The sequence below is a fragment of the Calditerricola yamamurae genome, assembly GCF_054654135.1.
Genome location: NZ_BAAIFH010000004.1, coordinates 514,034 through 525,000 on the forward strand (window position 1 = coordinate 514,034; position 10,967 = coordinate 525,000).

At 62.9% G+C, this 10,967-nt stretch carries 7 protein-coding genes and 2 rRNA genes; all 9 read right to left on the bottom strand.

Annotated features, from left to right (window positions below; genetic code table 11):
• Positions 1 to 6: 6 nt before the first annotated feature.
• Complete coding sequence (radA, locus tag ACYQ0Z_RS04005; protein WP_459864592.1) at positions 7 to 1,368, bottom strand: DNA repair protein RadA; 1,362 nt, start codon at positions 1,366 to 1,368, stop codon at positions 7 to 9.
• A 122-nt stretch (positions 1,369 to 1,490) separates the two neighbouring features.
• Positions 1,491 to 3,938, bottom strand: a complete 2,448-nt coding sequence (locus ACYQ0Z_RS04010; protein ID WP_459864595.1) for an ATP-dependent Clp protease ATP-binding subunit — start codon at positions 3,936 to 3,938, stop codon at positions 1,491 to 1,493.
• A 16-nt stretch (positions 3,939 to 3,954) separates the two neighbouring features.
• The gene (gene mcsB, locus ACYQ0Z_RS04015) at positions 3,955 to 4,986 is read right to left on the bottom strand and encodes a protein arginine kinase (protein WP_459865135.1); all 1,032 of its coding nucleotides are present in this window, start codon (positions 4,984 to 4,986) and stop codon (positions 3,955 to 3,957) included.
• A gap of 66 nt (positions 4,987 to 5,052) precedes the next feature.
• Positions 5,053 to 5,565, bottom strand: coding sequence for a protein-arginine kinase activator protein McsA (gene mcsA / locus ACYQ0Z_RS04020; RefSeq protein WP_459864597.1), 513 nt, complete (start codon positions 5,563 to 5,565; stop codon positions 5,053 to 5,055).
• Complete coding sequence (locus ACYQ0Z_RS04025; protein WP_459864600.1) at positions 5,562 to 6,044, bottom strand: CtsR family transcriptional regulator; 483 nt, start codon at positions 6,042 to 6,044, stop codon at positions 5,562 to 5,564. Before ACYQ0Z_RS04025 ends, mcsA begins: the two co-directional genes overlap by 4 nt.
• Positions 6,045 to 6,165: 121 nt before the next feature.
• Positions 6,166 to 6,873: an MgtC/SapB family protein gene (locus ACYQ0Z_RS04030; RefSeq protein ID WP_459864602.1), complete on the bottom strand. Its 708-nt coding sequence runs from the start codon at positions 6,871 to 6,873 to the stop codon at positions 6,166 to 6,168.
• Complete coding sequence (locus ACYQ0Z_RS04035; RefSeq protein ID WP_459864604.1) at positions 6,870 to 7,556, bottom strand: HAD family hydrolase; 687 nt, start codon at positions 7,554 to 7,556, stop codon at positions 6,870 to 6,872. The genes ACYQ0Z_RS04030 and ACYQ0Z_RS04035 overlap by 4 nt, the downstream gene beginning before the upstream one ends.
• 223 nt (positions 7,557 to 7,779) lie before the next feature.
• Positions 7,780 to 7,896: ribosomal RNA gene (rrf, locus tag ACYQ0Z_RS04040) — 5S ribosomal RNA — on the bottom strand.
• A gap of 94 nt (positions 7,897 to 7,990) precedes the next feature.
• Positions 7,991 to 10,955, bottom strand: a 23S ribosomal RNA gene (locus ACYQ0Z_RS04045).
• Between the last annotated feature and the right edge of the window lie 12 nt (positions 10,956 to 10,967).

Below are 10,967 nucleotides of genomic sequence, written 5' to 3' on the forward strand. Positions count from 1 at the left end.
CACCTCTCACCTCCCAAACGCAACTTCCAGCGCTTCCTCCACCGTGCGCACACCGACGAGGCGCATCCCCTGCGGCGGATCCCATCCGCCGGAGAGATTCTGCGCCGGCACAATCACGCGGCGAAAGCCCAGCTTATGCGCCTCGCGCACGCGTTGCTCGAGGCGCGAGACGCCGCGCACCTCGCCGGTCAACCCCACTTCCCCGACCACCACGTCGTGCGGGTCGGTCGGCTCGTCACGGAAACTGGACGCCACGCTCACGACAACGGCCAGATCGACGGCCGGCTCATCGAGCCGCACGCCTCCGGCCACGTTGACGTACGCATCATGGTGCTGCAAAAACAATCCGACACGCTTCTCCAACACGGCCAGGAGCAGCGCCACGCGGTTGGGATCGACACCGGTGGCCATGCGCCGCGGCGTGGCAAAGCTGGTCGGCGTCACCAGTGCCTGCACCTCGACCAACACCGGGCGTGTGCCCTCCAGGCTGGCCACAACGGTGGAACCGGCGACACCGGTCGGCCGCTCCGACAAAAAGTGGGCTGACGGGTTGACCACTTCATGCAAACCCGTGTCCTTCATCTCGAAAATGCCGATCTCGTTCGTCGAGCCGAAACGGTTCTTCACCGCGCGAAGAATCCGGTAGGCGTGGTGCCGTTCCCCCTCGAAGTAGAGGACGGCGTCAACCATATGCTCGAGCAGCTTCGGCCCAGCGATGGCCCCGTCCTTCGTCACGTGCCCGACGACAAAGGTGGCCACGCCCTCTTCCTTGGCCATCCGCATCAGGTGGGCTGTACATTCCCGCACCTGGGCCACGCTGCCGGGAGCGGAGGCAACGTCGGGGTGGTAGACGGTTTGTACGGAATCGATGATCACCAGGGCCGGGTGAACGCGCGCGACATGGTGACGAATGTGCAGAAGATCGGTCTCCGCAAGAACCAAGAGCTGTTCCGAAACCACGCCGAGGCGTTCGGCGCGCAGCTTGGTCTGCTGCGGCGACTCCTCCCCGGAAATGTAGAGCACGACATGTCCCTGCGCCGCGATCCGGTCGGCCATCTGCAACAGCAGCGTGGACTTGCCGATGCCCGGATCGCCCCCGACGAGAACAATGGAACCCGGGACCACGCCACCGCCCAGAACACGGTTGAGCTCACCGATTCTCGTGTCCAGGCGTTGCACCTCTTCCCGCGTCACGTGCACGAGGGGAACCGGTTCGGCACTCCCCCCGCGCACCCGCGCATGCCCGGCGGCGACGGCCACTTCCTCCACCATGGTGTTCCACTGGCCGCACCCCGGGCAGCGCCCCAGCCACTTCACCGATTCGTATCCACACGCTTGGCAGACAAATCGGGATCGATGCTTGGCCATCGCCTCCGCCCCTCTCCCGCCTCGGCGACGCGTAGATGGGATGCTCTTTCAGTATAGCAAAGGCGCGCAAAAAACGCCTCCTTCTCCAGAAGGAGGCGGAAACAACGGGTTTTCGCCGGCACTCACGACGCGACGGGCTCCACCTTGCGCACGACAAACGCGTCCTGGTCGTCGACGTCAATCTCTACCTTGTCCCCGCGCTGGATGTTGCCCTGGAGCAGTTCCTCGGACAGGCGGTCTTCAATATAGCGCTGGATGGCCCGCCGCAGCGGCCGCGCCCCGTACTGCGGGTCGAAGCCTTCCTTGGCGATCTTCTGCTTGGCCTTATCGGTGAGCACGAAGTCGATGCCCTGTTCAAGCAGCCGCTTGCGCAACTGCTCGGCCATGAGCGAAACGATCCGAACGATGTGCTCTTCCTTGAGCGGATGGAAAACGATCACCTCGTCGATGCGGTTGAGAAATTCGGGTCGGAAGGTGCGCTTCAGCTCGTTCATCACCTTCTCCTTCATGCCCTCAAACTCGCGCTGGTCCGCATCGGCAGGGACGGTAAAGCCGAGGCTGCTACCCTTCCTGATCAGGTCGGCGCCGACGTTGGAGGTCATGATGATCACCGTATTGCGGAAGTCGACCGTCCGCCCCTTGCCGTCGGTCAGCCGCCCGTCCTCCAGGACCTGCAGCAGGATGTTAAACACCTCGGGGTGCGCCTTCTCGATCTCGTCAAGGAGCACGACGGAGTAGGGCTTGCGGCGCACCTTCTCCGTCAGCTGGCCGCCCTCTTCGTAACCGACGTACCCGGGCGGCGCACCAATCAACCGGGACGTGGAATGTTTCTCCATGTACTCCGACATGTCGATGCGGATCATGGCGTTCTCGTCGCCGAACAGCGCCTCCGCCAGGGCGCGGGCCAGCTCTGTCTTGCCAACCCCCGTGGGGCCCAGGAAGATGAAGGAACCGATGGGCCGTTTGGGATCTTTCAGGCCTGCACGCGCCCGGCGGATGGCCCGCGCCACCGCCTTGACCGCCTCGTCCTGGCCGATGACACGCTCGTGGAGGATCTCCTCCAGCTTCAGGAGGCGCTCCGTCTCCTCTTCGGCCAGCTTGCTCACCGGAATGCCCGTCCAGTTGGAGACGATCTCGGCAATGTCCTCGGCCGTCACCTCGGAGTCGGTCTGGCCCTGCTTTTCCTTCCACTCCCGGCGCAGCCGCTCCAGTTCCTCGCGCACCTTCTGCTCCTTGTCGCGCAGGGCGGCCGCCTTTTCGAACTCCTGGCTCTGCACCGCCGCTTCCTTCTCCTTGCGAATCTCCTCCAACTTCTGCTCCAGCTCCTTCAGATTCGGCGGCACGGTGTAGGAGGCCAGGCGCACCTTCGATGCTGCCTCGTCGATCAGGTCAATGGCCTTGTCGGGCAGGAAGCGGTCGGTGATGTAGCGGTCGGACAGCTTGACCGCCGCCTCGATGGCCGCGTCGGTGATCTTCACCCGGTGGTGCGCCTCGTAACGGTCGCGCAGCCCTTCGAGGATCTTGATCGTCTCCTCCGGCGTCGGCTCGTCGACCATGATCGGCTGGAAGCGACGCTCAAGGGCCGGATCCTTTTCAATGTACTTGCGGTACTCGTCGAGGGTCGTGGCCCCGATGCACTGCAACTCGCCGCGGGCCAGGGCCGGCTTGAGGATGTTGGATGCGTCGATGGCCCCCTCGGCCCCGCCGGCGCCGATGAGGGTGTGCAGCTCGTCGATGAACAGGATAATATTCCCCGCCTGGCGGATCTCATCCATAATTTTCTTCAGGCGGTCCTCAAACTCGCCGCGGTACTTCGTTCCGGCAACGACGGTCCCCATGTCAAGGGACATGACCCGCTTGTCGCGGAGGGTTTCCGGCACCTCGTTGTTAACAATGCGCTGAGCCAAGCCCTCGGCGATGGCCGTCTTCCCAACGCCCGGCTCGCCGATGAGCACGGGGTTGTTCTTCGTCCTCCGGCTGAGCACCTGGATGACCCGCTCGATCTCCTTCTCGCGGCCAATAACCGGGTCCAGGCCCCCTTCCCGAGCGATGGCCGTCAAGTCGCGGGCCAGGCTGTCCAGCGTCGGCGTGCTGACGTGGGACCCGCCGCCGTGCGCATGCGAGGAGACCGCCTCGCTGGAACCCAGCAGTTGCAGGACCTGCTGCCGAGCCTTGTTCAGACTGACGCCGAGGTTGTTAAGCACGCGGGCGGCAATGCCCTCCCCTTCGCGAATGAGGCCGAGAAGAATATGCTCCGTGCCGACGTACGTGTGCCCCAGTTTGCGCGCCTCATCCATCGACAGCTCAATCACCTTTTTGGCCCGCGGCGTGTAGTTGAGCGTGGTCGGCTGTTCCGCCCCTTTGCCAATGAGGGATTCCACCTCGTCCCGGATCTTCTCCAGGTCGAGGCCCAGACCAAGCAGGGCCTTGGCGGCAATGCCCTCCCCCTCGCGCACGAGGCCGAGCAGGATGTGCTCGGTGCCGATCGAGGAATGCCCCAGGCGAATCGCTTCCTCCTGAGCCAAGGCCAGCACCTTCTGCGCGCGTTCCGTGAAACGGCCAAACATCATCGTCCATCCCCCCTCCTTAGGATTCGCCACCAGCGGCACGGTTCAAACGTTCGCGAATCAGACGCGCCCGCCGCTCGTCGCGCTGCTCGGGCGAAAGGGCCTGCCCCGCCCAGCGCTGCAAGAAGCCCGGCTGGGTCATGACGGTGAGCTCGTTGAGCGTTGCCGGCGTCACGCCGCGAAACAGCCCCAGGTCCACGCCAAGACGCACGTCCGACAGGCGCTGGATGGCCTCCTTCGACTCGATGATGCGCGCGTGGGACAGGATGCCGAAGGAGCGGCTCAGACGATCTTCCAGCTTCAGGCGGTTGGTCTCGAGGAGCGTGCGCCGCGCACCGCGTTCGTGCTCGATCACCTGCTTGACCACGCCGTGGAGGTTTTCCAAGATGTCCTCCTCGGAGCGGCCCAAGGTAATCTGGTTGGAGATCTGGAACAGGTTGCCCAGGGCCTCGCTCCCTTCGCCGTAGAGCCCGCGCACGACAAGGCCCACCTGGTGGATGGCCGTCAGAATGCGCCCGACCTGCTGCGTCATCACCAACGCCGGCAGGTGGACCATCACCGACGCGCGGATGCCCGTCCCCACGTTGGTCGGACAGGCGGTCAAGTAGCCGCGGCGCTCGTCGAAGGCGTAGTTCAAGACCGCCTCGAGGGCATCGTCAATCCGGCTGGCCAGCTGCCACGCCTCGGCCAGCTGCAGGCCGGGGAAGAGCACTTGGATGCGCAAGTGATCTTCCTCGTTCACCATGATGCTCACGCGCTCGTCTTCGCTGATGGCCACGGCACCCTTGCGCGCCTCCTCCGCCAACATCGGACTGATGAGGTGCTTTTCCACGAGCACCCGCTTGTCGATGTCAGTTAACTCCTCCATCGGGATCCAGGTGAAGCGGTACGGCGCCAGCACCTCCTGCTTCAAGGCCCGCTGGACGCGCTCCAGAACCGTTTCCAGCTGGCTGTTGGTGGCCAGGTACGGAAAGGGCAAATCGCGCAGGTTGCGAGCAAGGCGAATGCGGCTCGACACGACGATATCGGCGTCAGGACCACTGCCGTTCATCCACTCGCTGAGCGCGCGCGTGACAAACCTCTGAATGGACACATCCTTCCCCCCTTGCGACGGCCATTACCCACGATCGATTTGCGCTTCCAGCTGACGGATGCGGTCGCGCAGCTGCGCGGCCCGCTCGAATTCCTCGCGCGCGACGGCCTGCTTCAGTTCCGCTTTGAGCCGTTCCAACTCGCGGGCCAGGCGCATGACCCCGCCGGCCCGCGCCGGCACCTTGCCCGTATGGGCCGTTGCCCCGTGCAGCCGGCGAAAGAGCGGCTCCAGGTGTGTGTCAAAGGCCGCGTAGCAGGCCGGACAGCCGAAACGACCGGTTTTGGAAAACTGCGCGTAGGTCAGCCCGCAGACGTTGCAGCGCAGCGCCTGTGCCGGGTGATCGGTTTGGGTGGGCACGTCCAGGTTCAACAGGCCCGACAGCAGGTTGTGAATGGAAAAGGTATTGCTCATGCCCGGAATCAGTTCACCCTTGTCCCGGGCACACCATTCGCACAGGTGCAACTCAGTCTTGTCGCCGTTGACGATTTTCGTAAAGTGGAGCGTCGCCGGCCGTTTGCCGCATTCTTGGCACATCATGGCGCATTCCTCCTCCACCCGTCACTCAGAACCTCCGCCACCACCGCGCGGAGCATCGCCGCGCGCACCTGGTCACGCAAGGGAATGGGCAGCGGGAGCACGTTACGGGAAAAGACCGACTTCAAGAGGCGCAGCTCCCGCTCGTCCAGCCATCCCTTCTCGTACAAGTGCTGCAAGATGTCGTCGCTCGTCGACTGCGAGACACAATCGCCGATCCGTTCGAGTATAGCCCGAAACAGGTCTTCGCTTTCGTTGTTCTGCACCTTGCGGATGCGGATAAAACCGCCGCCGCCGCGTTTCGATTCCACCAAATAACCTTTTTCGAGGGTAAAGCGCGTGTTGATGACATAGTTGATCTGCGACGGAACACAGCGAAAGCGGCTGGCCAGTTCACTGCGCTGGATCTCCACCATCCCCAAGGGGCTTTCATTGAGGAGTGCCTTCAAGTACTGCTCGATGATGTCGGATATGCTGCGCACGGTTGTTTCCTCCCACCACCATTTCGCACCGGTGTGGAGAAGGAGATTGACTTTGACTATCTTTGACCTTCTGCTTTTAGTATACCCGCCTCGCTTTCCAAAATCAAGAGGGACACGCCGCTCACAAGAGCGAAACGTCGCGCACGCCGTCAAGATCGCGCAGACGCTCAACGACAAACAGCGGCGACTGGTCGGGCGGGAACAGGAGCGACAGGGTGATGTCCACGCTCGGCTTGTCGCCCTTCCCATGCACGTCTTCCACGTCGATGCGGCGGACGACAACACCGTAGTTGCTCAGCAGGTTGGCGATGCGGGCAAGCTGCCCGGGCTGGTCCACCACGCGAACAACGAGCCGCCGCAGCCGGCGATGGCTGACGTACCAGCTCTCCAGGCGGTTCAGGAGCACCAAGATGAACAAGACCAAGGCCGTGGTCAGCACGGCACCAAAGTAAAACCCGGCCCCGGCGGCTAGCCCGATGCCGGCCACCACCCACAACGAGGCCGCCGTGGTCAACCCGCGAATGGCAAATCCGTTGACAAGAATCGTGCCCGCGCCCAAAAAGCCGATGCCGCTCACCACCTGAGCGGCCAGGCGGGCGGGGTCGGCTTGGATGTTCCTCCGATGCATTACGTCTTCGAAGCCGTAAATGGAGATGAGCATGATGAGGGCGGAACCGAGGCAAACAAGAATGTGCGTACGAAAGCCGGCGGGCAAATCACGTTTGTCCCGCTCCAGGCCGATCAGTCCGCCAAGGACCATGGCCAACAGGAGCCGCACCGTGATGTCGAAATAGGTCGACGAGGTCACGGTCGCCCACCACGTGCTCACCGCACCCACGCTCCTTCCTTGGCCCACCGCGCGAGCACGTCCACGATGGCGTCAAACCGCTCGACGACGGCATCGGCACCATCCAGCTCGCCCGGGGAGCCGTACCCGTACGCACATCCAACCACCTTCAAGCCGTTGGCGCGCCCGGCTTCCACGTCGGAGCGGCGATCGCCCACCATCACCCCGTGCCGCGTATCGTGTTCGCGCAGCAGGCGTGCGACGAGCTCGGTTTTCGAACGTGCGGCAAATCGCCCCGCACTGTAGTAATCGTCAAAATACGGCGTGAGTCCGAGGTGTGTGCACACCGTGTCCACGTACGCTTCTCCGCCGTTGCTCACGATGAACAGGCGGTACCCGTCCGCACGCAAGCGCTGGAGCGTCTCCCGTACGCCGGGATACAGCTCGCCCTTCCCAGCGGCCAGCGCCTCCTTTTCATAGTGCAGGAGCCAGGCATCGGCTTCTCGCCGCACCGCCTCGTCGGCGCGGGGCAAAAGCGCATCCCAGATTTCCGGTAGCGTCTTGCCGAATACGGCGCACACGTCCGCCTCGCTGAGTTCGGGAACAATCTCACCGTATGCCTCGCGCAAGCGGGCAAAGGTCTGGCGGAAGGCAGAAACAGCGATCGTTTCCGTACGGATCAGCGTCCCGTCCAAATCAAACAGCAGCACCTGCTCCTGAGCCATGCCGGTTTTCTCCCCCTTCCCGTTTACAAAATGTTTGATCTCTGACGGCAGGCATTTTCAGTTTATCATGAACGGTAGGCTGTTATGTGCGAACGGTGTCGACGCCTTTTCCCGCAACGCCCGTCCCGTCGCCCCTTCTCAGGGGAACGGGCAAACCGGGCACCGGAATGAAAAACGTCCTTGGCCCTGCTTTGCTGCAAGACCAAGGACGTTGAACCGTCGTGCCTGGCAACGACCTACTCTCCCAGGGGCTCGCGCCCCAAGTACCATCGGCGCTGGAGGGCTTAACTTCCGTGTTCGGGATGGGAACGGGTGTGTCCCCTCCGCTATCGTCACCAGACACGGGATGGATTGTAGCACAAGGTTGGTAGGAAACGCAAGGGGTTTGGGGTGCGGTTGCACCCTGAAAACCGGACCGCGGGGGTGGTGGGGAGTGGGTTAAGCCCTCGACCGATTCGGACCCGTCGGCTGAACGCGTTACCGCGCTTACACCTCGGGCCGATCGACCTCGTCATCTCCGAGGGGTCTTACCCGGTTAACCCGGTGGGAAATCTGATCTTGAGGGGGGCTTCGCGCTTAGATGCTTTCAGCGCTTATCCCGGCCGCACATGGCTACCCAGCGGTGCCCCTGGCGGGACAACTGGTACACCAGCGGTGCGTCCACCCCGGTCCTCTCGTACTAGGGGCAGCTCCTCTCAGATTTCCTGCGCCCGCGACAGATAGGGACCGAACTGTCTCACGACGTTCTGAACCCAGCTCACGTGCCGCTTTAATGGGCGAACAGCCCAACCCTTGGGACCGACTTCAGCCCCAGGATGCGACGAGCCGACATCGAGGTGCCAAACCTCCCCGTCGATGTGGACTCTTGGGGGAGATCAGCCTGTTATCCCCGGGGTAGCTTTTATCCGTTGAGCGATGGCCCTTCCACGCGGGACCACCGGATCACTAAGCCCGACTTTCGTCCCTGCTCGACCTGTCGGTCTTGCAGTCAGGCTCCCTTCTGCCTTTGCACTCGACGCGCGATTTCCGACCGCGCTGAGGGAACCTTTGGGCGCCTCCGTTACCGTTTAGGAGGCGACCGCCCCAGTCAAACTGCCCGCCTGACACTGTTCCCCGACCGGGTGACGGTCGCGGGTTAGAATTTCGGTACGGCCAGGGTGGTATCCCACCGGCGCCTCCGCCAGGCCTGGCGGCCTGGGTTCGCAGGCTCCCACCTATCCTGTACAGGCCGCACCAAAATTCAATATCAGGCTGCAGTAAAGCTCCACGGGGTCTTACCGTCTAGTCGCGGGTAACCTGCATCTTCACAGGTACTACGATTTCACCGGATCCCTCGCCGAGACAGTGCCCAAGTCGTTACGCCTTTCGTGCGGGTCGGAACTTACCCGACAAGGAATTTCGCTACCTTAGGACCGTTATAGTTACGGCCGCCGTTTACTGGGGCTTCGGTTCAGGGCTTCGCGCCGAAAGGCGCTCACCCTTCCCCTTAACCTTCCAGCACCGGGCAGGCGTCAGCCCCTATACATCGCCTTACGGCTTCGCAGAGACCTGTGTTTGTGATAAACAGTCGCTTGGGCCTTTTCACTGCGGCCTCCTCGGGCTCATCACCCTACCGAGGCGCCCCTTCTCCCGAAGTTACGGGGCCATTTTGCCGAGTTCCTTAGCGAGGGTTCTTCCGCGCGCCTGAGGATTCTCTCCCTGCCTACCTGTGTCGGTTTGCGGTACGGGCACCTCGCTCCATCGCTAGAGGCTTTTCTTGGCAGTGTGGGATCAGGGACTTCGGGTACTGGATTTCCCCTCGCCGTCACGGCTCAGCCTTGGTGGCAGACGGATTTGCCTATCTGCCGGCCTAACCGCTTGGACGCGCACTTCCGGTCGCGCGCTCCCCTACCCTCCTGCGTCCCCCCATCGCTCAAGCGGAGCGGAGGTGGTACGGGAATATCAACCCGTTGTCCATCGCCTACGCCTTTCGGCCTCGGCTTAGGTCCCGACTAACCCTGAGCGGACGAGCCTTCCTCAGGAATCCTTAGGCTTCCGGCGGACGGGATTCTCACCCGTCTTATCGCTACTCACACCGGCATTCTCACTTCCGCCCGCTCCAGCCGTCCTCACGGTCGGCCTTCGGCGCTGGGCGGAACGCTCCCCTACCGCGCCGCTCCGTACGGAGCGGCACCCGCAGCTTCGGCGGCGCGCTTAGCCCCGGTACATTTTCGGCGCAGCGTCACTCGACCAGTGAGCTATTACGCACTCTTTAAATGATGGCTGCTTCTAAGCCAACATCCTGGTTGTCTTCGCAACGCCACATCCTTTCCCACTTAGCGCGCACTTGGGGGCCTTAGCTGGCGGTCTGGGCTGTTCCCCTCTCGACCACGGACCTTAGCGCTCGTAGTCTGACTCCCGGGATTCGAGTGGCCGGCATTCGGAGTTTGACTGAGTTCGGTAACCCGGTGAGGGCCCCTAGCCCAATCAGTGCTCTACCTCCGGCACTCACATCCCGAGGCTAGCCCTAAAGCTATTTCGGGGAGAACCAGCTATCTCCGGGTTCGATTGGCATTTCACCCCTACCCACACCTCATCCGATGGTTTTTCAACACCAACCGGTTCGGGCCTCCGTCGGGCATTACCCCGACTTCACCCTGGGCATGGGTAGATCACCCGGTTTCGGGTCTACGGCCGCGTACTGAAGCGCCCTGTTCGGACTCGCTTTCGCTACGGCTCCGGCTCACCAGCCTTAACCTCGCACGCGACCGTAACTCGCCGGTTCATTCTACAAAAGGCACGCCGTCACGCTTGCCCTTGCGGGCATAGCGCTCCGACTGCTTGTAGGCACACGGTTTCAGGTTCTCTTTCACTCCCCTCCCGGGGTGCTTTTCACCTTTCCCTCACGGTACTGGTGCGCTATCGGTCGCCAGGGAGTATTTAGCCTTGGGAGGTGGTCCTCCCGGATTCCCACGGGATTTCCCGTGTCCCGTGGTACTCGGGGTCCGCCTCGGGAGAGGCGACGGTTTCGGTTACGCGGCTGTCACGCTCTCTGGCGGGCCTTTCCAGACCTCTTCACCTACCATCGCCTTTTGTCACTCCCATGTGAGGCGCCCCACGACCCCGGAAGGCAACGCCTTCCGGTTTAGGCTCTTCCCCGTTCGCTCGCCGCTACTAAGGGAATCGCGGTTGCTTTCTTTTCCTCGGGGTACTAAGATGTTTCAGTTCCCCCGGTGTGCCCTCCCGGAGGCTATGGATTCACCTCCGGGATACCGCCCCATTCCGGGCGGTGGGTTGCCCCATTCGGGAATCCCCGGATCGACGCCTGCTTACGGCTCCCCGGGGCGTATCGCCGTTTGCCGCGCCCTTCATCGGCTCCTGGCGCCGAGGCATCCACCGTGCGCCCTTTCTAGCTTAACCCACTCCGATAAC

What these genes read in the sequence shown, in the direction of transcription:
- ACYQ0Z_RS04035 (WP_459864604.1), bottom strand. Translation starts at nt 7,556, where the DNA reads ATGGCTCAGGAGCAGGTGCTGCTGTTTGATTTGGACGGGACGCTGATC.
- radA (WP_459864592.1), bottom strand. Translation starts at nt 1,368, where the DNA reads ATGGCCAAGCATCGATCCCGATTTGTCTGCCAAGCGTGTGGATACGAA.
- mcsB (WP_459865135.1), bottom strand. Translation starts at nt 4,986, where the DNA reads ATGAACGGCAGTGGTCCTGACGCCGATATCGTCGTGTCGAGCCGCATT.
- mcsA (WP_459864597.1), bottom strand. Translation starts at nt 5,565, where the DNA reads ATGATGTGCCAAGAATGCGGCAAACGGCCGGCGACGCTCCACTTTACG.
- ACYQ0Z_RS04010 (WP_459864595.1), bottom strand. Translation starts at nt 3,938, where the DNA reads ATGATGTTTGGCCGTTTCACGGAACGCGCGCAGAAGGTGCTGGCCTTG.